Raw genomic sequence first — 20,823 nt, forward strand, 5'->3', positions numbered from 1 at the left:
CTGAGACAAGTGCCGCGCTCGGCGCGCGCAGTGGGGCACGTTTGCCCAACTACTTTCTGCCCAATGATTATCTTCCTGGCAAGATAAACGTCACTAGCGTAAACCCTGTCGTAGCGCTACATGGCGGCTATCAGTCGCCGGAAGCATTCATCCATCTGCCGTAGTTCCGCTCGGCTGACTCCACTGGCCTTGACGATGCCTTCCAGTGATTGCGCAATGCGAGTCATCGCGGTGTCGGCAACGGCTTGGCCGCGCTTGGTGAGCTTCACCAACTCGGAGCGACGGTCTTCCGCCGCTGCGGCGCGTGCAATGAGCTTCTGAGCGCGCAGGCTGTCAAGCCGCTTGGTGATCGCTCCCGATGTGACGAGCAGTTCCTTGTACAGATCGGTCGGCCGCATGGCGTTGTCGGCACCGTTGCGCCGCAGGGCCAAGAGCACGTGCAGATCGCCGACGGTGGTGTCGGCCTGCTTGGCGATCTCCTGCACGCGTCGCTCGTGCAGGTAGTGCGCATGCTCGAGCCGCAAGAAGAAGCCGGCGAGCCAGAAGTCAACGTCGGGGCGCTCGTGAGCCCAGGCCAGCGAGATGGCATCGAGGCGTTGAGGTTTGAGCGCGTTCGCAGCCTTTGCCTCCTTGGCCGCTAGCTCGCTCTGGAGTGCGTCGCTTGGGCTGTCCGCGCTCGTCGGTTCACTGGCGGCCCACTGCAGCAGCGCCTGGATCGCCGCTTCGTAGCTCAGGCCTTGGTCGCCGGCCCCGTGCTCGCCATGGCTGGGCCCGAGCTTTGTCTGCTTGTATTTGCCCTCTCCAATGAACACTCGGCCGTACCAGACGGCACCGCGGCTGCCCTTGTAGTAGCCGAGGTGCACTCGTGGCGAATGGATGTGCCAGTAGGGCTTGCCGCGCGGAGCCAGCGCTCGCCGGGATTGCGTGGACGAGAGGTCGATTGATGCGAAGGGCTGGGCCATGGTGATTCTGGTTTTGTCCAATTTAGTCTACCCAATTTACCCAATATCAATCTTGCGGCGACGTCTTCCTGGTCCGAAGAGAAGCTCGTAAACCGCTCTTTGCCCAATTTGCCTAACACCTTTTCGAAGAATTCAGTAGTGAAAACCCGCTAATAGATTGACCATATGTCTTCCAAAGAAGATAGTTGGACATCTTTTACCCAACCACCTACAACTGAACAGGTGCACCCATGACCACCAAGGAAGACAACGAACTTCTCACCCGCATCGAGGGCGACGCTCCAATGGGGCAGATGCTGCGGCAGCTTTACTGGATACCCGCGGTGCTGAGTTCGCGCCTCGAAGCGGGCGGGGCGCCGGTTCGGGTGAAGTTGTTCGGCCACCGCTATGTCGCCTATCGCACGCATGACGGTCGGGTGGGTTTCCTGAATGAAGCCTGCCCGCACCGCGGCGTCTCGCTCGCCCTTGCGCGCAACGAAGACAATGCACTGCGCTGCATCTTCCACGGGTGGAAGATCTGTGTATCTGGCGAAGTGCTCGAAGTGCCTAACGAGGCGGCCAATCCAGAGTGCTTCCGCAAGACGATCAACGTCAAGCACTACCCGGCTGTCGAAGGCGCGGGTCTGGTCTGGGTCTGGTTGGGCGAGGGCGAGGCGCCCGCGGCGCCCAACTTCGAGTGGATGGGACTTGGCCCGGAACAGGCCTACTCGTGCGGCCTCGAGCTCAACTCGAACTGGCTGCAGGGTGTGGAGGCGACGATCGACTCCTCACACATCGCACTGCTGCACCAGAGCCATCTGGAAAACTCGAAGATGGACATGGCCGCGGCGCGAGTGAACAACGCCGTGCGTTACAAGTTCGAGGACACAGCCTACGGCTATCGCGCAGCCGCGCTGCGGGAAGCGCCTGACGGCCAGTGCGTGGCACGGGTGACAGAGTTCGTTATGCCTTACTACGGCCTGATTCCACCGATCAACACGGGCGACGACCAGGATCGCACGGTCATCATCGCCGTACCCGTCGATGACACGCACCTGATCCAGTGGTACATCTACTACAACACGAAGCGTCCGACGGATTCGATGAAACGCGCGCAACGCGCGAACACCTGGCCGATGGCCGGCGGTGTCTGCCATGATCCCGACCGCGCTTGGGGGCAGAACCGCCAGCTGATGAAGCACGGCAACCACACGGGCTTCAACGAGATCGTCGTCGAGGACTTTGTCACCCAGGTCAGCATGGGTCCGATCGTCGACCGCTCGGAGGAATACCTTTGCTCCGCGGACCAGGCCATCATTCGCCTGCGCCGCCACCTGCTGCAATCCGTCAGGAAGTTCATGGCAAATGAGACGCCGCCCAGCGCGATGCCTGAAGGCCGCGACTATGCCGGAATCACCGCGACTGGTGGCCGAATGAGGTCGATCGAAGACGACTGGCGCACCTTGCCGCGTTGAGGGAGAGCCGTCCATGGAACACGGTGCTTCGAAGCAATGGGTGCGCGCGTGCGCGGCGTCTGAAGTGAAGAAGGGGGAACCCAAGGGCGTGAAGCTCGCAGGTATCCCGATCGCGCTTTATCGGCTGGACGACGGCATCCACGCCACGCATGACGTGTGCACGCACGCCTATGCGCTGCTCTCCGATGGCTATATCGAGGGGGAGGCAGTCGAGTGTCCCCTGCATGGGGCCATGTTCGACATCCGCAGCGGGAAGTGTCTGGCGGTGGCCAATGTTGACTTGGCCACTTATGCAGTGCGCGTCGAGGACGATGCACTCCTGGTGGAAATCCCACAGGGTGTGGCCCAGCCATGACGCCCCTTGGGTCGACATCGGTGTTGCCGTCTGCTGCGGTCGGCTCGCCTGACGCGCGCCTCGTTATCGTGGGGGGCGGCCAAGCGGCAGGGGCGGCATTGAAAACCCTGCGCCAGCTTGACTACATGGGTTCCATCGTTCTCGTGAGCGACGAAGCCTTTGCGCCCTATGAGCGCCCTCCCCGTCCAAGGAGTACCTCTGGGGCATGGGGCAAGACTTGCGCGCGGTCGCGCCAGATGAGCGGTCAAACGAACAGCTGCGGCTGGACCGTCGGGTTGTCTCGGGCGATGTGGCCTCGAGGACGCTGTTTTGTAGCGATGGCTCGACTCTGTCCTACAGCGCGTTGCTGCTGGCCACGGGCGGAGTCCCTCGGCGGTTGCGGGTGCCAGGCGCGGAGCTGGGTGGCGTTCATGCTTTGCGCAGTGCGGGCGACGCGCTGTCGCTGCGTCGTTCGATCGAACGCTGCAGACAGGAGCGGCGCACCTTGTTGATTGTGGGCGGAAAGCTGGATCGGCTTGGAGGTCGCGGCCGGGGCGCAGGCGGCCGGACTCGACGTGACGCTGGTGGAGCAAGGCGGACGGTTGTGCAGCCGCACGCTGCCCATTGCGGCAGCAGACTGGCTGCGGCGGTTTCATGTGTCGCGCGGCGTCGACGTGCGGCTAGGCTGCTCGGTACTTCGCCTCGACGGCGACGCTGACGTTCGTAGCGCGCAGTTGTCGGACGGCAGCGCTTTGCCGGTCGGCGCGGTGGTGGTTGGCATTGGCATCGATCCCAGCACGTCGCTGGCCGAGCAAATGGGGCTGCAGGTACGTTCGGGAATCGTGGTGGATCGAAATTGTCGAACCTCGGTGCCCGAGATCTTTGCGGCCGGAGATGTGGCCGAGCACGTCTGCCCTTGGCACCGTGTGCCCGTGCGTATCGAGACCTGGGACAACGCCAATCGCCAGGGAGCGATCGCGGCCAGGCAGATCGCCGGAAGTGGGGCCGCTCTACATCTCGTGAAGCCGGTCCAGGCGCTGGGCGATGACCTGCAGGGCCCTTTAGAAGGCGCTTCGGACAGGTCCTGCACAGCGCCACCTTGGTTCTGGTCGGATCAGTACGGCGTGAACCTCCAGGTGATTGGCGCTCCACTGTGCGGCGACACGGTCCTGGCGGGCGCAGGTGGCAACGCGACAGTGGATTCGCCACTGTTCATCTACCTGCGCGGCGATGCGGTGATCGGTGCCGTAGGAATCAACCGACCACGCGAGATGCGCCGCCTGCGAAAGCTGCTGGCGGAGCGTCCCGACCTGCAGCGTGATGCATTGATCGCCGAGGGCTTCGATGTCGCACATGCCGAGCCGGCCCTCTGCTCTTGAAACCATGAAGGAAAAGACCATGAATAGAAATCGATCGATCCGAGACGGTGCAGCCGGATTCTTCAGCGCGTTTGCACTGTCTTTCGCTGCGCGAGGCCCTGCTGCGTGGAGGCACCTGAATGCTCGCCAGCAGCTCGCCACCGCCGTGGCCATGGCGTCGCTGATACTCGCCGCGGGATGGGCAACGATGCCGAACGCAGGGAAGAGCGAGACCATCGAGTGGTTCGAGGACCTATGCAGTGCCGTGAAAAGGCCGATGTTCTCGTCATCTGCCTCGCAGACCGATGCATCAGGTGCCGCACGGCCTGCTACCGTCCCGAAGGTGATCTCGTGCGAGCCGTTGCCCAATGTGCCCGGTAAGTCCGTCACGACGTTGATGGTGGATTTCCCGCCGTTGGCCTATTCACCGGCGCACCGGCATCCAGGCTCCGTCACGGCAATCATCCTGGAGGGCACGATCCGGTCTCAGCTCGCAGGCACGCCACCAGGCGACTATCACTTCGGGCAGACGTTTTTTGAGCCGCCGGGCACGCTGCACATATTCGCGGAGAACCCGGACCCGGTGCGTCACGCAAAGTTGGTCGCGGTGTTTGTGACAGACGAGAACTGTGGCCCGCTGGTGCTGCCGCCCTGAGCGGTGCGCGGAAGGATCTAATCGTGTATCTAGACGGTCCGAGGGAGGTAGACTGAATGAATTCGAATCTGCAAGTTCGATCGGTGGAGGTCGGGGATTTCGATCGCTGGCGGGTACTGTGGAGGGGATACCAGGAGTTCTATAAGGTTAGCTTCACCGACGCTCAAGTCCTTAGGACATGGACGCAACTGCATGACGCGGCGCAGCCTGTGCACGGTGCGGTAGCGCAGGTGGACGAACGTGTTGTTGGTCTGGTGCACTATCTCTACCATCCTTCGACTTGGACGGACGGGGACTACTGCTACCTCCAGGATCTCTTCGTCGATCCGGTCATGCGGTGTCATGGCATCGCCGAGAAACTGATTCGGCATGTCTATGAGCAGGCGCAGAACCATCAGGCGGTGCGTGTGTATTGGCTCACACTCGAGAGCAATGCGCCGGCGATGCGGCTGTACGACCGCATAGCAGAGCGCTCAGGATTTGTTCAGTACCGTCATCGATTGATCCGCTCAAGATCGACCTAACCTTCGAACTCACTCCCTTCCTCCGGATTCAAAGCAGTGACCTGACACGTCAGGCGGCTGCCTGGTCGGCGTTCGGCCGCAACGCCGTCGAGCATATCTTTCTCCATGTCGTCCGGAGGTGGAGCAGGTCGACAAAGGCGTCGTCGACGTAGACATGGCAGGTGGCGCAGGAGCAGCGACCGCAGCATTCGGCGTCGATGCCGTGGACATTGCCTCGGATCGCCTCTTCCAACACGCTCGAGCCAAGCTACGCCTCGATGTCGCGCGTGCTGCCGTCTTTCTGGATGGCGTGGATGGCGGGCATGGCGTGACTCAGAACAAGTCGGAGTACTTGCGGTGTTCTCACTCGCTGACTTCGAGGTTGAAGCGTTTGATCTCGGCTTCCTTGATGCGGCAGAGCTAGTCGATGAAGCCTGTCCCCAGCTGTGCCTTGAGCATCTCGTAGGCTCACAGGCGGGCCAGCACTTCCGGCAGTAAACGCGGAAGAGAGTCGGCGGGAGGTCGAAAGGCGCGTCGGCAGACGGTCCCGGGTCGATATTGCAACGTATGCTATCCAGCTCAGTGAACAGCTTCGACGCGAGGTACAAATACCGGTTGGCCGTGGGCTCGCCGACGCGTTCCCGATGCGGGTCGCGTTCTGCCCCGCGCCGCGAAGGACCCGCAGCATGCCGCCTCGGTTGTCCCGTGCCCAGTTCGCGCGATCGGACGCGAGTGAAAAAGGGACGGTAGCGTCGAGAGCCTTTGATCGTGGAACTCGCGAGTACCGCGGCGTCGCATGCGTGTTCTTTGAGGCCGCCCAGATATCCCGGGCCGAGCTGACTGAGATCTTCACCGACCACCAAGGGCATGAAGGCGTTCACGCCATCGCTCATGCGCCGCGGCGACTGGTGCAGGTGTCAGCCACTAGACATCACGTTTGGAAATGCGCGCGCGGCACATGACGGTGGCGTGGTAGCCGGCGCACTGGCAGAGTTGCTTGATGGCGCTGCGTAGCAGCACCAGGCGTCGGCGGGCAGTACTGGGCCTTCCGTCTTGTCGAACGAATGCATTCCCAACCAAACCGCGTGCTGGTGCAGCTTCGAGATCTGATCATCGATTCGGGTGACGGCACGACGTGGCGCGTGGCGTTGGGCCTGCTGCGCCACGTCGTGGACATCTGAGTCGCTCCGTCAAGGGGGTGATGAGGTCGCGTTTACGTCGTCCTGGCGACTTTATTGCCGAGACCGGGCGATCCGATCTCTCGCTCCCTGACCATGAGTCTGTATGGTCGCCTACTTGATCAAGCTGCACGTGGGGCTCTCCACGCGGAAGAGGCGTCGCTGGCCCGCGCACGATGCCGCGCGTCGCGCCCATCGCGCGGACTTGCGCCGGCGTCTAGCAATACTGCGTCACCCCGGACGATTCCAGCGCAAGAAGAACGACGTACCCAAACAGAATCTCTAGGGAAGGCTCGCAGCAAAGCGTGAACCGGAGTGGAAGAGGCGGTGGAGCATGGAGCGCATCCACATGTTCCCAGGCTCGCGGTGGTAACGCTCGTGCCAGTACTGGGCGATCTCGAACTTGGGAAGCCGCACGGGCGGCTTGACCAGTTCGAGGTCGAGTTCGCGCGCCAGGACGGCAGCGAGTGGGGAGGGCAGTGTCACGAGCGCGTCCGTCTGCTTGGCCGCTAGCACAGCGGCGGTGAAGCCGGGCACCCGGATGGCGATGTTGTTCTGGGGAATGACTGCCTCAAGGGCCTCCTGCGCCATCTGCATCGCATGGCCCGTGCGCTCCGCGGCCACCAGCACATGTCGCTCGGCGGTGAACTCGGCCGTCGAAGGTGTCGTCGACAGCCGGGGGTGTCCACGACGCATCACGCTCATGTATGTAGCGTTGAACAGGATCTGGCGGCGGATCCCCTGCGTCAGCAGCGGGTAGGAGCCGATGGCGATGTCCGCCTTGCCGGTCTGCAGCCAACCATGGAGGTGCTCGGCTTCCAATGGCATAGCACTCACGTGCACATTTGGTGCCTCGGACTCCAATGCCCGCACGATGGGCGGGAGCATCACCACGATCGCGGCATCCACCGCGAGGAAGCTGAAGTTGCGGTTGGACACGTGAGGAGCGAAGGGCACCTGGTCCACATGCAGGGATTGCACCCCATCGAGGATTGCCCGCACGGCGGGTGCCATCCCGAGTGCCTTGGGTGTCGGCTCCATCTGCAATCCGACGCGAATGAACAAGGGGTCGTCGAAGTAGCAGCGAAGCTTGCTCAGCGCCTTGCTTAGCGCGGGCTGGCTGGTGTTGAGCACCATCGAGCTGCGAGTGACGCTGCGCTCGCGCAGCAGCACATCCATCACTCGCAACTGGTTCAGATCGAGGCCTTCTGTATGTTCGCGGGGCATGGTGGTCATGTCTTCAACCTCATAGTGGCGATCCGTTGCGCAGATTAGAGTTGAAGCTGGTTTTTCGCAATCCGGGCGACTACGCCTTTCGCCATCGGCTGTGCACGAACAGCGCGCATACGATGCCCTGGCCATGGCTCTGTCGCAAGAGCGATGCCATACGTGCCTGAAAGTCCATGACGCAGCGGAATACTGCGAATGCTTTTTCGCCAATGTCCTTTGTTGCCCTGCAAACCTAATGTCCGGGCTCCCACTACGAGGAGCTAGAGCATGGGCGCATTCGAAACGGCTAGCGGCAAGCACGTCGGTCCAGATTCCGCGGGGCATTCCACATCAACGCAGACTTCTTCGAGCGCACGCGCGCCGGGTAGGCGATGGCTGTCCGTCGCAGTCTTCCTGCTGGCCAGTCCTGCGTTCGCCACGGAAGGTGGTGGCAACTCCTACCCGATGGGCGTAGAGACGAACTTCAACGGTGTCATGCTCACCGAGGGCGCGCATTGGTTCGTCTACTACTCGCACTACGGCGCGACTCACTCGAAGAACAACGCCGGCGAAGACAACCCGCAACTCGCGCGGTTTCGTCTTGCTGTGAACACGGTCGCGCCGCGCCTGTCCTATGTCTGGCCTGGTGCACGCCTGTTCGGAGCCAAGATCGAGACTCGCGTCGTGCAAGCGATCGTGGCCAGCGATCTCGAGGCTGCTGTTGCGCGACCCGACGCCCAGGTCCCGCTGAACCGCGGCGGCAACCGAACAGGCCTGGCCGACATGGCACTGTCGCCGGTCATCCTGGGGTGGCATTCCGAGACCTTCCATCAGACCACCGGCGTCGATCTGCACCTGAAAACCGGTACCTACGATGTGTCGGAGCGGGTCAACACGGGGCGCAACTATGCGCAGGCCGCGGTGTTCTATGCCTTTACTTGGTTCCCGGCAACTGGCTTCGACCTCAACGCGAAGCTTCGCTACGCCACGAACCAGCGCAACAAGGCTACGGACTACCGCTCTGGCAACGAGGCGAGCATCGAGTTCAGCGGTGGCTATCGCGTCAACCCCCAGTTGGTGGTCGGCTTCAATGGCTATGTCTATCGACAGACGACGGACGACGAGCAGGCCGGAAGGGTCGCGAGCGGCAATGGCAACCGTGGACGCGTCAACTCGTTCGGGCCCTACCTCACCTACAACCTGACTCCCCGTCTGGCGCTGGTCGCGAAGCTCCAGCAGGAGTTCGGCGCACGCAACAAGCCTGAAGGCATGCGCCTGTGGCTGCAGGCGCGGATGCCGCTCTAGTCGTCTACCTCGTCAGCTTTTTTCGTCGGGACCCAAGCGGTCCCGTGCCCTGTAACTCGACAAGGACGCTGCAATGAACAACACCACCTCTGGATCGCCCGCACCGTATGTCATCGATGTTGATGAGGCGATCGACGCATCACGCAGCAGTCCGTTGTTGCTTGCCATCGTCGCCCTGTGCGCGCTGGTCGCGCTGCTCGATGGCTTCGATACGCTCGCCATCACCTACGCCGCGCCCGTCATCGCACGCGCATGGCAACTGCCGCGCGAGGCATTTGGACCAATCTTTGCGGCGCACTATGCCGGGGCGGCCGCTGGCGCAGCGCTTTTTGGCCTCATGGCGGACCGCGTCGGGCGCCGGCCGGCCATTCTCTGGGCGACCGCGACGATCGCCGTCTTCGCCTTGCTCACGCCGCTGGCCGGCGGCTTCAGCTCGCTGTTCGTGCTTCGCGCCCTCACGGGCGTTGGACTGGGTGGTGCTCTCTCCAACGTCATCGCGATGGTGTCGGAGTTCGCGCCAAGGCGCTGGCGCGCGACGATGGTCAGTGTCATGTACGCCGCCTTTCCGCTTGGGGGCGTCCTCGGCGGCCCGCTCTCCACGTACCTTCTGGCGAGCCATGGTTGGGAGGCGGTGTTCATTGCCGGTGGCATCGCGCCGATGCTGCTGCTGGTGTTGCTGTGCGCAGCCCTGCCGGAGTCCGTCCGCTTCCTGGTCGCGCGTGGCGCGGATCCGAAAGCCATCGCGCGGACCTTGCAGCGGCTTAACCCGGAATTGAACGTCGCGCATGCCGAGCGGTTCGTGTTGGCAGAGCACGTTGCCAAGGACGCCGGCACACTGCGCCGCATCTTCGGTGGTGAGCATCTGCGGACCAGCGTGCTGCTCGGCGCGGCCTCGTTCTTGAACCAGCTGGTGATCGTCTACATCATCACCTGGCTGCCCACGCTCCTGGTGGCCGGAGGCTTCGGACTTGGCGATGCCATCCTGGTGTCCTCGACGTTCTCCCTGGGCGGCATCGTTGGCTCATTGGTGCTTGCGCGTGTCGTTGATCGGGTGCAGTCGTGGTGGCCCCTGACCGCGGCATTCCTGCTCGCCGCCGCAGCCATTGCCACGGTCGGTCTCGCACCTGCCAATCGGCTCATGCTCTTCACGGTGGTCGGTCTGGCCGGCGGATTCATCGTCGGCGCGCAAGTCAATCTCAGCGCCTACTGCGCGACGGTCTATCCGACGGATGTGCGCTCGACCGGCCTGGGCGTGATCATCGGGCTCGGGCGCGGCGGAGCCATCTGTGGCGCACTCATGGGCACGGCGTTCGTGGCGGCAGGCCTTTCACTGCAACTGCAGTACGTGCTCAGTGGCTTTGCGTCTCTTGGCATCGCGCTGCTGTTGCATACCGCGCGCAGAACCGGCGCTGCGCCGGCTTCTCCCGAACTCGGAACTAAGCGCTCGGACGTAGTTGCAACGCTGGCGGTGCAGGGCACGCCTGCCTCCAGGTCACTCGGGGAATAGTGTGTATGCCTTCGCGAGGCATGTTCATCAACAGATGCGGCGCGTAAAGTTTTCCTTACTCGCCGAACCCCGCTATCCACGACGGAACTGGAGTGCAACGATGAACGCAGAGAACATGAATGAGAAAGCAGCTGCCATCCTGGCGGCGTCCAAAGGAACGGGTGCGCCTGATGCGCTCGATGACCTCCTGGAGCCCGGCATCTCGGTTGCCGAATTCCGCGATGCACTGGCAAGAGCTGTGACCGCCGTGACGGTGGTGACGACGGATGGCCCTGGCGGCATGGCAGGCGTGACCTGCTCGGCCGTCGCCTCCGTGTGCGACACGCCGCCCACGGTGCTGGTCTGCATGAACAGACGAAGCTACGTGAACAGCGTCATCAAGCAGAACGACGTGCTTTGCGTTAACTGGCTGAGTTCGCAGCAACGATCCACTTCGGACATGTTCGCCGGCGTGGGAAAGCTGTCGATGCCCGAACGCTTCGGCTCGGGCCGGTGGCACACGCTGGCCACTGGCTCGCCTTGCAGCGAGGACGCCACGATCGCGCTGGACTGCCGCGTCATCGAGTCCATGGAAGTCGGAACGCACAGCGTCTTCCTGGCACGCGTGCTGGCAAGCAAGACGCATGAAGAAGAGCACCGTGAGCCGCTTGTCTACTGCAGGCGAAGCTATGCAACCACCCGGCCGACTGCTCATTGAGCGGAAGGCGACATCTCCCCAACCATTGTCAAAAGGAAATACCCATGCTCCGCACAGGTCAGCAATATCTCGACTCACTCGACGACGGTCGGGTCGTCTGGGTCGGCAACGAGAAGATCGACAACGTCGCCACTCATCCGAAGACTCGAGACTATGCCCGCAGGCACGCAGAGTTCTATGACCTGCACCATCGGTCGGACCTGCAGGACATCATGACGTTCGTGGACGACGACGGCGAGCGTCGCTCGATGATGTGGTTCAACCATCGTACGAAGGAAGACCTCAAGCGCAAGCGCCGTTACCACGAGTTCGTGATGCGCGAGATGGCCGGCGCATCGTTTCCGCGCACGCCCGACGTCAACAACTACGTGCTCACGACCTACACGGACGATCCCATGCCCTGGCAGAAGCAGTCGGTGGGCACCGAGGGGCAGGAGCTTGCACGCAACATCGTGGACTTCTGGCAGTCGGTGCGCGACAAGGACCACAACTGCGCGCCCAACTTCGTTGACCCGCAGATGGACCGTTCCACGCCGGAAGCGCAAGCCCGCTCGCCGGCCTTGCGCGTCATCGAGCGCAACGACAAGGGCATCGTCGTGGACGGCGTGAAGGCAGTCTCCACTGGCACCGCGTTTGCCGACTGGGTGCACATCGGCGTCTTCTTCCGCCCAGGCATACCGGGAGACCAGATCATCTTCGCGGCAGTGCCCCTGGCCACCAAGGGCGTGTCGGTGGTCTGCCGCGAGAGCCTGGTCAAGGAAGACCGTGTCGAGCATCCTCTTGCATCGCAGGGCGACGAACTCGACGGCATGACTGTCTTCGATAAGGTCTTCATCCCCTGGTCGCACGTCTTCCACCTCGGCAATCCCGAACACGCGAAGCTCTACCCTCAGCGCGTCTTCGACTGGCTGCACTACCACGCGCTCGTGCGCCAGATGGTTCGCTCCGAACTCATGGCCGGCCTGGCCGTGCTGATCACCGAGCACATCGGAACCAGCAAGATTCCGGCCGTGCAGACGCGGGTTGCCAAGCTCATCGGGTTCCATCAGGCCATGCTTGCCCACGTGATCGCCAGCGAGGAGCTCGGCTTCCACACTCCAGGCGGACTGTACAAGCCCAACATCCTGATCTACGACTTCGGGCGAGCCCTGTACCTGGAGAACTTCTCCCACATGATCTACGAGCTCGTGGACCTGTCCGGGCGCAGCGCGCTGCTGTTCGCAACGGAGGACCAGTGGGAGGACTCGAAGCTCAACACTGTCTTCGAGAAGATGAACAGCGGTCCCGTGGGCCGACCCAAGGACCGACTCAAGATCGGCCGTGTGATCCGCGATCTGTTCCTCACGGACTGGGGCAGCCGCCTGTTCGTCTTCGAGAACTTCAACGGCACGCCGCTGCAGAGCATCCGGATGCTCACGATGCAGCGCGCGGAGTTCTCCGGCTCCGGCAGCTACGGCAAGCTGGCTCGGCGGGTCTGTGGCATCGACTCCGTCGTCGACGACGAAACCGAGTACAAAGCCACGGCTGACTATGCCAAGGCAATGGACGCTGCCCGCCACCAAGAGCAGCTCTCGCTCAGCGGGACCATGGCCATCTGATCGGCGCGAGCATGCGCAGCATCGCTTCGCGACCATGAAGCTCATCGACGAAGCCGATCTCCAGGGTCTCGGGGCGCTGCCGCCTCGGGGCCTTGAGCGCGGCGCTGCCGTGACGATCGGCATGTTCGACGGCGTGCACCGGGGCCATCGCCACGTGCTGGCTACGCTCAGGGCGCACGGCGATCGCCTGGGCGTGCCCACCGCGCTGGTGACATTCGATCCCCATCCGCGTGCCTTGCTCAGGGGCAGTGCGCATGCGCCGCGCTTGATCAGCAGCCTCTCGGACCGGCTGCAGCTGCTGGCGCTCACAGGCGCGGTGGACTTCGCGATGGTCCTGCGCTTCGATGGCGCGCGCGCAGCTCAGTCGGCACGGGAATTCACCGAAGGTACTTTGCTTCGGCAACTGCGCATGAAGCATCTGGTGGTCGGCGAGAACTTCGCATGCGGCCAAGGCAGGCAAGGCACCGTCGGGTTCCTTGCCCAGCTTGGCGCCTCGAGCGGGTTCACCGTCGATCCCGTGCCGTTGGCGACTGTCCCCGCGTCGTGCGTGCCCTCGCAGCATCCTCCCGTGCGCAGTTCGTCGACGGAGGCGCGGCGCCTGATCGCGCTTGGCGATCTGGCTGGCGCGCGTGCGGTGCTCGAACGCGCGCATGAGCTGAGCTGCACGGTGAGCCGCTGCGCGATGGGCGTCGACCGATCGCGCGTCATCGAGGTCAAGCTGCCTCCAACCATGTGTGCCCCGGCCGCGGCTGACTACGTCGGCGAGGTCCGAGCCACTGGATCTGGCGCGGCCTGGACCCCGGCGCTGCTGCGGGTGGGGCGGCAGGGGCAGGATACCGTGCACTTGGTGCCAGTCGACTCGATCGAAGCCCGGGCGGGCGAGCAGCTGCGCCTGCGTTTTTTGGATCGCGTCGCCCGCCACGATGCACACCCCGACAGGACCTACTTATGAAAGAGTTCATCCACACGAACCACGCCCAGCGTGTCATCTTCGGCAGCGGCACGGCTGCAAGAATCGGCGACGAGATCGACGCGATGGGTGCGAGCCGAGCCTTGTTGCTGTGCACGGACGGTCAGAAGGAGCCCGTGCAACGCCTGGCCGAGGCGCTCGGCACACGTTGTGCAGGCGTATTCGCCGGGGCGGCGATGCATGTGCCCGTCGAGGTGGCACGGGAAGCTCGGATGGCGGCGGGCGACCTTGGTGCCGATTGCGCCGTGGCGTTCGGTGGCGGCTCGACCATCGGGCTTGGCAAGGCCATCGCGTTGGAGACCAGCTTGCCCATTCTGGCGGTTCCCACGACCTACTCGGGATCCGAGATGACCAGCATCTTCGGACTGACGGAGGCCGGCATCAAGCGCACCGGGCTCGACCCGCGCGTGCGGCCGCGGACCGTCATCTACGACGTGGATCTGACGCAATCGCTGCCGCTGGATCTGAGCGTGTCCAGTGGCTTGAATGCCATCGCACATGCGGCCGAGAGTCTGTACGCCCGGGATGGGAGTCCTGTCATCTCCTTGTTGGCCCAGGAGGGTATCCGAGCGATGGGCGCCGCGCTTCCCCTGCTCCGAGACAGCCGCGAGGGCTCGACCTCAGGGCGTGCCGAGGCGTTGTATGGTGCCTGGCTTTGCGGCACCGTGCTCGGCAGCGTGACGATGTCCTTGCATCACAAGCTGTGCCATACCCTTGGAGGCAGCTTCAACCTGCCGCATGCGCAGACGCACGCGATCGTGCTGCCGCACGCCCTGGCTTACAACGCATCCGCGGTCCCTGAGGCAATGATGCCAATCGCCTCGGCACTCGGCGCGAAGGATGCGGCGCAGGGTGTCTACGAGCTCGTCAGACGCGTTGGTGCTCCATTGGCCCTCAAGGACATCGGCATGCGAGAGGCCGATCTGGACGTCGCGTGCGACCTGGCGATGAGCACGCCATACCCGAATCCCCGCAAGCTCGAGGCGCGTGCCATACGCGGGTTGCTCCAGGACGCCTTCGACGGCGTTCGGCCAGCAGCCATGCCATCGAGCCAGTAGTCGGCCCACACTCAACTGATCCAAGGAGACACCATGCGCGACGTTAATCAGCATTCCATCACCGCTGCCGTCATCGACCGTCTGGCCGATACGCCGGATCCTCGCCTGAAACTGGTGCTGACGCGACTGGTCGAACACCTACATGCATTTGCCCGGGAGGTCGAGTTGACCGAAGCCGAGTGGACGAAGGGCATCGAGTTCCTTACGAGGACTGGCCAGATGTGCGACGACAAGCGCCAGGAATTTATATTGCTGAGCGACACCCTGGGCCTGTCGATGCTGACGGTGGCCATGAACCACGACAAGCCGCTTGGATGTACAGAAGCGACGGTGTTCGGTCCGTTTCATGTCGAGGGTGCGCCGCGCTACGACAACGGGGCCGACATTGCCAACGGTGCCGCGGGCGACCCTTGCGAGGTCAGTGGCACGGTGCGCGGGGTAGATGGTGAACCCGTGCCGAACGCGGTCCTCGACGTGTGGCAGGCCGATGCCACCGGGCATTACGACGTCCAGTACGAAGGGCTGGATGGGCCGCAGAACCGGGGCGTGCTGCGCAGCGATTCGCAAGGTCGATTTCGCTTTCGCACAGTCGCAGCCGTTGCCTATCCCATTCCCGTGGATGGGCCAGTGGGGGAGATGTTGCGGGCCACCGCGCGTCATCCGTGGCGTCCTGCCCATCTGCATTTCCGGGTCCAGGCTGCGGGCTACGAGACCCTGGTCACGCATGTGTTCCGGCGTGGCGACCCTTACCTGGATTCGGACGCCGTGTTTGGCGTGCGCGAATCGCTGGTCGGGGACTGGGTGGTTCAGCCAGACGGGGGCTATGCGATCGACTTCGACCTTGTCCTCAATCCCGAAGGGCGTGTCCGCGAGAGCCGGTCAGCGAACTGGAGCACGATGCAGGACATAGTCGCGTGAAAGAGCGCAATGCCTTGCGCGATCGACCGGCCTCATCTCTAACGAAGGACCCGAAGTTCTTCCAACTCCTGGGCGAGTTACTGTCGGTCGAGCCGATTGCCATCATCTGCGCAAGAACGACGCACCCTTTAAGCAGGTCCTTGGCAAGTAGATTGCGTCGATGATGAAGCGCGGCGAGTCCATGTGCTCTACGACAAATGGTTCTTGCTGCCGATCCCGCCGCGCGGTACCAGCGTCGGCCTTCCGATGAATGCAACGCTCAAGCGCGTAATCGCAAGGCCCAGCGATGCGCCGGCCGAAGCGAACCAGGCGCGTCGAAGTGACGAATCTCCCGTCGATCTTCGAATATCTTTAGGCGCGCCTCAAACCCCCGGCGCGAGATTCCGGATGGTCGAGCATGCTGCTGCGGGCCAGTCCGGCGCCGTCGCAGCGATCCGAGGCAGACTTTCACAGCAGAGCGCCAAGGCCACGCTCTGCCGCAGCAGCGCGACGCACAGAAGTACGTGCTGTCCGTGCTGCCGGGCGATCGTCGCCTCGAGTATCGCAGGGTCGCCGAGGCCGTGGGCCTCGTCGGGGTTGCGCTCGCCGTAACTGAGGCGGTCGAACTTTTCGTCGATCCATTGCTTGTTGCGACCAACGAGGAGATCGTATTCAATGCGGGGCGCCTGGATCGCTCGATCGTTTTCGACTCGCTCGACTACCTGCGGATCGCGCAGCCCAAGGTGAGGCCCCTGGCCCAAATCACCGTCGTAGGGCGAACCCACGCCGATGCGCTGAGGGCATTGAGCCTTCGATCAAGGGCTGCCGCCGTTCGAGCCCGGCGGGGCGTCTCAGAACCGATAGGCGTATCGCAAGCGAACGAAATTCTCGCCCGGGTTGGGCTTCTTGATCCCTGCGTTGGAGAAGTGCTGCAAGCGAAGAGACAACTCGTGCTCCTGGCGTGCGCCGAAGCTGTAGCCCATCCCGAGGACCTCAGTGAACTGGAAGGTGGTGCTGAACTCGCGCATTGGTGTTCGGTAGACCCGATCCATCATGGTGGCACCGATGCCTGCCTCGGCGAACCAGCGGGAGGCGCCGTCGCTGAAGCGATAGCGTAAGGTAGCGATCGCACCGAGCTGAGAAAAGCTGCGGTGACCCTCCATTGCTGGGGCACGCCACTGGCTGACGAACAGGTCCCAGTTGAATGACAGCGGACCCTCGCGCAGCCGCGCCATAGGTGACCAGGGAACCAGTGCACCTGCAGCTGCGACGTTGGTGTTGTCACCACCGTGCAGTGTCTGGCCCGCCTCGACATAGCCGCCCCATTGCCTGTCGCCGTTTGCCCAAGCCGAGGGACTTGCGACGGTCATGCAGGCCGTCAAAGCAAGGACAGCCAGTTCCAGCCATGGCCTGCCCAACCGGCAGAATGTCCGTGGCTTCGATGACTTGGCAGGTGCGGCCGGCGCGGCGTCTCGCGGCCCGACCGACTGCGCAGGACAGCCAGTCATGTGCCCGGGTGCGAAGGCAGGAGCGGCTGGGCGGGCTGGTGTATGGTCGCTCGCGAGGACGCGGGCGTGGTGTCTCGTCTGGGGGGCGTGGTCGGCTGGACGTGTCATCACTGAAGGTGGGTCGGGGTTGCGCTGGACATTGGTACCGCGCGCGTAGCGCGAAGGCGAAGCGACGGATGCAAGGCGAGGGCCGCTGATGGAGGTACCTAGGGCTGAATCCCGTCTGCATCGATCTTCGTTGGCGCGTGTTCGTTGGTCATCGCTCGAAATAGATACCTTCCTCTCATTCAGCCGCGGGGTCCTGGCGCTACACGTAGGCCCCCTTCTCTGCCGGAGCGTCGTAAGGTGTCGCTAGAGCAACTCTTCGCCCACCAGCGGTAGCAGCAGCCAGTTCTTCAGCCGCAGCCACAGGAACTCGCCCGGAATGTCCTCGTGCACGACGTTCGCGCCTCTCTCGTCGAGTTCGACCCATTGCGTACGTCGGCCATCAGGCGCGAGTTGCAGGCGGTATCCTGGATGGGCACGCTTGGCTGACAGAACCGAGAGGTAGTCCGCCATGAGATCGCGGCTTTCGATCAGCAGTCCCGCTTCGGTGTTTAACGTCGCAGACCGATGGTCCAGGTTCATCGAGCCGATGAAGATGCGCTCGTCGTCGATGAAAGCAACCTTGCCATGCAGTCGGCTGATGGTCTTTCCGAAGTTGCCGAAGTGACCCGAGCGCGCGGTGTAATCGGGTGCGATCTCGTGGATGATTACCCCCGCTCGAAGCATCTCCGCCCGGTATCGCTCGTAGCCAGCATACGCAAGGGGTTCATCGGTGGCGCCCAGGGAATTGGTGACTACCTCCGTTTCTACGCCGCGCATGCGGTTTGCCCAAAGCATCTGCATGCCCTTCGGACCGGGAATGAAATAGGGCGAGTAGATGCGTGCAGTTCTGCGTGCGCTGCCGAATGCAGCGAGCGCATGCTCGGAGACGCTTCCTGCAAAGGCGGCCTGTGCATTGCGCTCGATCTTGTCCGGGTCGTCGGCGTAGAAGCGCGCCGGTGCCCAATAGCGCCGAACCTTCCCTGTCGCGAATTCCTGCCCCACCGGGACCTGGCCCAGCGAGTCGCGCGGCTGGATCGGCACGTCGGGCCGCGCCCGCCGCGCCAGTTCGTTGAAGCGCGCCTGGGCCGCTTCCGGCGCTAGCCGCGTGGGCACGATGTGACGGATCGTCCACGCATGCTCGCTGTTCCAGTAGCGGTCGAACGCGACCGACATCTCGCGCACCACTGGCCCGTTGCTCACCACGTCCATGTCGATGAAGTTGGCCGCGGTGCTGCGCATGAAGTACTCGTTGGCGATGTTGCGCCCGCCGGTCACCGCGAAGCTGTTGTCGGCCAGCAGCATCTTGTTGTGCATGCGGTGGTTGATGCGGCGGAAGTCGGGCAGCGACATCAGCAGCCGGGCCTCCAGCGAGCCCGCGCGCGAGGGCAGTGGGTTGAACAGGCGCACCTCCACGTTCGGGAACGCGTCTAGCGTGGCGAATAGCTCGTCCTCCCCGGCCGTGTAGAGGTCGTCCACCAGCAGCCTCACCCGCACGCCGCGTTCGGACGCGTCGCGCAGTTCGCGCAGCAGCAGCAGGCCCACGTCGTCGTTGGCGATGTGGTAGTACTGGACGTCGAGCGTGTTCTCAGCATTGCGCGCCAGCGAGATGCGGGCGTCGAAGGCGAAGGCCGCATCGGGCAGTAGCCGGAAGCCCGAGATCGGACCGGCCCGACCGAGCGGTGCCGGGGGTGCCCCCTGGCGGGAGAGCTTACCGAGCGTGGTCTGACCCACGTCCGCCACCGCGTGGCTGGTGGCACGTACCGGTGGCAACGGAAGCGAGGTGCAACCGGCGAGCACTCCCAGAGCCAGGGTGGCGACGAGCCGGGTTCGATCCCGCCGCCGGTACCCCGCTATACCAGCCGTCGGCATTCCTGCTGCCGGCTAGCACGCTCATCGTGCCGGCGGACCCGAAAGCCACGCTTGCAGCGTCGTCGATCCGAGGCGGGGGGAAGCGTAGGGACCAGCGTGTCGACCTCCAGCGGCATGCCAAAATAGCGCGCCTGCGGATCCGGCTTGACCGGGCGCGTATCGCCCTTGTGCCGCAGCACCTGCTGGATTGCGCTGGCCATGGACATCCGCTCGGGACCGGCGACCTCGAGGAATCCGCTGAGCTTACCGAGAGCGGCGTCGGCCAGCAGCGTCGCCACATCCTGCGCAGCCATGGGCTGCATGTCGGCTGCAGGCACGTGGATCTCGTTACCGACCACGCAGGACTGCGCGATAGCCTCCAGGAACTCCATGAACTGGGTGGCCTGCACGATGCTGTAGGGGCGGTTGGTGCCGATGACCAGATCCTCTTGCGCCTGCTTGGCGCGAAAATACCCGCTGTCCTGGAGGCGGTTCGTGCCGATGATCGACAGCAGGACATGGTGTGCCACCCCGGCCCTCTCCTCGGCGGCGAGCAGGTTGTGGCCTGCGGTGCGGAAGAATTCCATCACGGCCTCGTCGGACGTGTAGGGCGCGTTGGACACGTCGACCACGACCTGCGCACCCTCTAGGGCGGCGTCCAGGCCTTGTCCGCTCATGAGGTCGACGCCACTGGCCTGCGAGGCCGCGACGACCTCGTGGCCTCGCAGACGCAGGATATTGGACAGGCGCGAGCCGATCAGCCCGGAGCCGCCGATCACGACGATTTTCATGCTGCTGCTCCTGCGATCGGCTCAGGCGAACTTCGCCTTGTCCAGGCCGAAGGCCTTGTCGGCTGAGCCCGGCTCAGTACGGAAAGCGACGTTCAGCCGGTTCCATGCGTTGATTCCCATCACGTTGTAGGTCAGCTGGATCAGTTCCTTTTCCTCGAAGATTGCTCGCGCCGCTTCATAGTCGGCATCCGCCACGCCGTGCGCAGGCAGCGTCGTGAGGGCTTCGGTCCAGGCGAGCGCGGCGCGTTCGCGGGAGGTGAACAGGGGCGACTCGCGCCAGATCGCCAGATGGTGCAGGCGCTGCTCGCCCTCGCCGTGCAGCTTGGCCTGCTTCACGTGCATGTCGACGCAGAAGCCGCAGCCGTTGATCTGGGAGGCACGAATCTCGATGAGATGGAGCAGTCCTGTCTCAAGGGTGCCCTTGGCCGCCGAGAGGCTGAAATCCACCAGCTTCTTGAAGATTTCCGGTGACTGTTGCATGGCGCTGAGACGTTGGCTCATGATTATTCCTTGGTTGGTTGCCAGTTACCCTCTCAAGACGCATCGGGATGCATCGTTGTGACAGGATGAGAACTGGAATTGACAATATTTCCCCACCCCGTCTGCCTTCGGCTTGGACCGTCCGGCTGGTCGGCCGGTCCGGCACCGCGGGCAAGGGGTGATCGATGGTCTGTGCTGCGGTGGGCTGAGCTATCACTCCAACGAGGGAGTCGTATCCCAAATTTCGGCCCGGTTCCTCCCCGTGCTTCCCGAGGCAGGCCGACCCGGTGCCCGCCTGGGCCCTGTGATCATTGCCGGGCCGGGGCCGACAGCCTTGGGCCTCAGTAGCCGTGGGGCTTGCTGGACGCGCTGTTGGCGCGGGGCGTTCAGGAGTTGCGCTGTCGCTGCCAGGGACGCGGCAGGT

At 63.6% G+C, this 20,823-nt stretch carries 19 protein-coding genes and 3 pseudogenes; 13 read left to right on the forward strand and 9 right to left on the reverse strand.

Annotated features, from left to right (window positions below; translation table 11 throughout):
- Positions 1-116: 116 nt before the first annotated feature.
- Complete coding sequence (locus ACHMXE_RS06495; RefSeq protein ID WP_203208161.1) at positions 117-962, reverse strand: MarR family winged helix-turn-helix transcriptional regulator; 846 nt, start codon at positions 960-962, stop codon at positions 117-119.
- Positions 963-1,192: 230 nt separating this feature from the next.
- On the opposite strand from ACHMXE_RS06495, the gene ACHMXE_RS06500 reads away from it, so the two are divergent.
- The 6 genes and pseudogenes from ACHMXE_RS06500 to ACHMXE_RS06525 all read left to right on the forward strand — a co-directional run bounded on the left by ACHMXE_RS06500 (position 1,193) and on the right by ACHMXE_RS06525 (position 5,287).
- Complete coding sequence (locus tag ACHMXE_RS06500) at positions 1,193-2,416, forward strand: Rieske 2Fe-2S domain-containing protein (RefSeq protein ID WP_203208160.1); 1,224 nt, start codon at positions 1,193-1,195, stop codon at positions 2,414-2,416.
- A 13-nt stretch (positions 2,417-2,429) separates the two neighbouring features.
- Entirely contained in the window at positions 2,430-2,771 is a 342-nt protein-coding gene (locus tag ACHMXE_RS06505; RefSeq protein ID WP_395344965.1) for a non-heme iron oxygenase ferredoxin subunit, read from the forward strand.
- 205 nt (positions 2,772-2,976) lie between these two features.
- A pseudogene (locus tag ACHMXE_RS06510) lies at positions 2,977-3,213 on the forward strand (FAD-dependent oxidoreductase); the annotation flags it as partial.
- 73 nt (positions 3,214-3,286) lie between these two features.
- Positions 3,287-4,129 (forward strand): NAD(P)/FAD-dependent oxidoreductase, encoded by an 843-nt coding sequence (locus tag ACHMXE_RS06515; protein ID WP_395344967.1) that lies wholly within the window; start codon positions 3,287-3,289, stop codon positions 4,127-4,129.
- A 151-nt stretch (positions 4,130-4,280) separates the two neighbouring features.
- On the forward strand, positions 4,281-4,763 hold the full coding sequence (locus ACHMXE_RS06520; RefSeq protein WP_203208437.1) for a cupin domain-containing protein: 483 nt from the start codon (positions 4,281-4,283) through the stop codon (positions 4,761-4,763).
- 56 nt (positions 4,764-4,819) lie between these two features.
- Complete coding sequence (locus tag ACHMXE_RS06525; protein ID WP_203208157.1) at positions 4,820-5,287, forward strand: GNAT family N-acetyltransferase; 468 nt, start codon at positions 4,820-4,822, stop codon at positions 5,285-5,287.
- On the opposite strand, the pseudogene ACHMXE_RS06530 reads toward ACHMXE_RS06525, so the two are convergent.
- The 3 genes and pseudogenes from ACHMXE_RS06530 to ACHMXE_RS06540 form a co-directional block, all read right to left on the reverse strand.
- Positions 5,284-5,591, reverse strand: a pseudogene (locus ACHMXE_RS06530) (2Fe-2S iron-sulfur cluster-binding protein). The gene ACHMXE_RS06525 and the pseudogene ACHMXE_RS06530 overlap by 4 nt on opposite strands.
- A 268-nt stretch (positions 5,592-5,859) precedes the next feature.
- Positions 5,860-6,159 (reverse strand): annotated as a pseudogene (locus ACHMXE_RS06535) (glutamine synthetase); the annotation flags it as partial.
- Positions 6,160-6,726: 567 nt separating this feature from the next.
- The gene (locus ACHMXE_RS06540; protein ID WP_395344969.1) at positions 6,727-7,680 is read right to left on the reverse strand and encodes a LysR family transcriptional regulator; all 954 of its coding nucleotides are present in this window, start codon (positions 7,678-7,680) and stop codon (positions 6,727-6,729) included.
- Positions 7,681-7,941: 261 nt separating this feature from the next.
- Between ACHMXE_RS06540 and ACHMXE_RS06545 the strand changes: the two genes are divergently transcribed.
- From ACHMXE_RS06545 to ACHMXE_RS06575, 7 genes are all read left to right on the forward strand, one after another.
- Entirely contained in the window at positions 7,942-8,958 is a 1,017-nt protein-coding gene (locus ACHMXE_RS06545) for a transporter (protein WP_395344971.1), read from the forward strand.
- A 73-nt stretch (positions 8,959-9,031) separates the two neighbouring features.
- Complete coding sequence (locus ACHMXE_RS06550) at positions 9,032-10,465, forward strand: MFS transporter (protein ID WP_395344973.1); 1,434 nt, start codon at positions 9,032-9,034, stop codon at positions 10,463-10,465.
- A 100-nt stretch (positions 10,466-10,565) separates the two neighbouring features.
- Positions 10,566-11,162 (forward strand): flavin reductase, encoded by a 597-nt coding sequence (locus ACHMXE_RS06555; protein WP_395344975.1) that lies wholly within the window; start codon positions 10,566-10,568, stop codon positions 11,160-11,162.
- 44 nt (positions 11,163-11,206) lie between these two features.
- Positions 11,207-12,760 carry a 4-hydroxyphenylacetate 3-hydroxylase family protein gene (locus ACHMXE_RS06560; RefSeq protein WP_395344977.1) on the forward strand — a complete coding sequence of 518 codons (1,554 nt, stop codon included), beginning with the start codon at positions 11,207-11,209 and terminating at the stop codon, positions 12,758-12,760.
- A gap of 34 nt (positions 12,761-12,794) precedes the next feature.
- Positions 12,795-13,712, forward strand: coding sequence for an FMN adenylyltransferase (locus ACHMXE_RS06565; protein WP_395344979.1), 918 nt, complete (start codon positions 12,795-12,797; stop codon positions 13,710-13,712).
- Entirely contained in the window at positions 13,709-14,788 is a 1,080-nt protein-coding gene (locus tag ACHMXE_RS06570) for a maleylacetate reductase (protein ID WP_395344981.1), read from the forward strand. The genes ACHMXE_RS06565 and ACHMXE_RS06570 overlap by 4 nt, the downstream gene beginning before the upstream one ends.
- Before the next feature lie 33 nt (positions 14,789-14,821).
- The gene (locus ACHMXE_RS06575; RefSeq protein ID WP_395344983.1) at positions 14,822-15,706 is read left to right on the forward strand and encodes an intradiol ring-cleavage dioxygenase; all 885 of its coding nucleotides are present in this window, start codon (positions 14,822-14,824) and stop codon (positions 15,704-15,706) included.
- Positions 15,707-16,068: 362 nt separating this feature from the next.
- Here the strand turns inward: ACHMXE_RS06575 and ACHMXE_RS06580 are convergent, their stop codons facing one another.
- From ACHMXE_RS06580 to ACHMXE_RS06600, 5 genes are all read right to left on the reverse strand, one after another.
- Complete coding sequence (locus ACHMXE_RS06580; RefSeq protein WP_395344985.1) at positions 16,069-16,470, reverse strand: hypothetical protein; 402 nt, start codon at positions 16,468-16,470, stop codon at positions 16,069-16,071.
- A gap of 66 nt (positions 16,471-16,536) precedes the next feature.
- Positions 16,537-17,055, reverse strand: coding sequence for an acyloxyacyl hydrolase (locus ACHMXE_RS06585; RefSeq protein ID WP_395344987.1), 519 nt, complete (start codon positions 17,053-17,055; stop codon positions 16,537-16,539).
- 489 nt (positions 17,056-17,544) lie between these two features.
- Positions 17,545-19,011 carry a phospholipase D family protein gene (locus tag ACHMXE_RS06590; RefSeq protein ID WP_395344989.1) on the reverse strand — a complete coding sequence of 489 codons (1,467 nt, stop codon included), beginning with the start codon at positions 19,009-19,011 and terminating at the stop codon, positions 17,545-17,547.
- Between the two features lie 119 nt (positions 19,012-19,130).
- Positions 19,131-19,919: an SDR family oxidoreductase gene (locus tag ACHMXE_RS06595; protein ID WP_395344991.1), complete on the reverse strand. Its 789-nt coding sequence runs from the start codon at positions 19,917-19,919 to the stop codon at positions 19,131-19,133.
- Positions 19,920-19,940: 21 nt separating this feature from the next.
- The gene (locus ACHMXE_RS06600) at positions 19,941-20,420 is read right to left on the reverse strand and encodes a carboxymuconolactone decarboxylase family protein (RefSeq protein ID WP_203208143.1); all 480 of its coding nucleotides are present in this window, start codon (positions 20,418-20,420) and stop codon (positions 19,941-19,943) included.
- Between the last annotated feature and the right edge of the window lie 403 nt (positions 20,421-20,823).

Source organism: Variovorax sp. UC122_21 (assembly GCF_044056785.1).
GTDB lineage: Bacteria > Pseudomonadota > Gammaproteobacteria > Burkholderiales > Burkholderiaceae_C > Variovorax.

Excerpts from the sequence above, each read along its gene's own strand:
- ACHMXE_RS06545 (WP_395344971.1), top strand. The coding sequence starts at position 7,942 with ATGGGCGCATTCGAAACGGCTAGCGGCAAGCACGTCGGTCCAGATTCC.
- ACHMXE_RS06560 (WP_395344977.1), top strand. The coding sequence starts at position 11,207 with ATGCTCCGCACAGGTCAGCAATATCTCGACTCACTCGACGACGGTCGG.
- ACHMXE_RS06495 (WP_203208161.1), bottom strand. The coding sequence starts at position 962 with ATGGCCCAGCCCTTCGCATCAATCGACCTCTCGTCCACGCAATCCCGG.
- ACHMXE_RS06585 (WP_395344987.1), bottom strand. The coding sequence starts at position 17,055 with ATGACCGTCGCAAGTCCCTCGGCTTGGGCAAACGGCGACAGGCAATGG.
- ACHMXE_RS06595 (WP_395344991.1), bottom strand. The coding sequence starts at position 19,919 with ATGAAAATCGTCGTGATCGGCGGCTCCGGGCTGATCGGCTCGCGCCTG.
- ACHMXE_RS06570 (WP_395344981.1), top strand. The coding sequence starts at position 13,709 with ATGAAAGAGTTCATCCACACGAACCACGCCCAGCGTGTCATCTTCGGC.
- ACHMXE_RS06505 (WP_395344965.1), top strand. The coding sequence starts at position 2,430 with ATGGAACACGGTGCTTCGAAGCAATGGGTGCGCGCGTGCGCGGCGTCT.
- ACHMXE_RS06550 (WP_395344973.1), top strand. The coding sequence starts at position 9,032 with ATGAACAACACCACCTCTGGATCGCCCGCACCGTATGTCATCGATGTT.
- ACHMXE_RS06565 (WP_395344979.1), top strand. The coding sequence starts at position 12,795 with ATGAAGCTCATCGACGAAGCCGATCTCCAGGGTCTCGGGGCGCTGCCG.
- ACHMXE_RS06555 (WP_395344975.1), top strand. The coding sequence starts at position 10,566 with ATGAACGCAGAGAACATGAATGAGAAAGCAGCTGCCATCCTGGCGGCG.
- ACHMXE_RS06600 (WP_203208143.1), bottom strand. The coding sequence starts at position 20,420 with ATGAGCCAACGTCTCAGCGCCATGCAACAGTCACCGGAAATCTTCAAG.
- ACHMXE_RS06575 (WP_395344983.1), top strand. The coding sequence starts at position 14,822 with ATGCGCGACGTTAATCAGCATTCCATCACCGCTGCCGTCATCGACCGT.
- ACHMXE_RS06540 (WP_395344969.1), bottom strand. The coding sequence starts at position 7,680 with ATGACCACCATGCCCCGCGAACATACAGAAGGCCTCGATCTGAACCAG.
- ACHMXE_RS06525 (WP_203208157.1), top strand. The coding sequence starts at position 4,820 with ATGAATTCGAATCTGCAAGTTCGATCGGTGGAGGTCGGGGATTTCGAT.
- ACHMXE_RS06520 (WP_203208437.1), top strand. The coding sequence starts at position 4,281 with ATGGCGTCGCTGATACTCGCCGCGGGATGGGCAACGATGCCGAACGCA.
- ACHMXE_RS06500 (WP_203208160.1), top strand. The coding sequence starts at position 1,193 with ATGACCACCAAGGAAGACAACGAACTTCTCACCCGCATCGAGGGCGAC.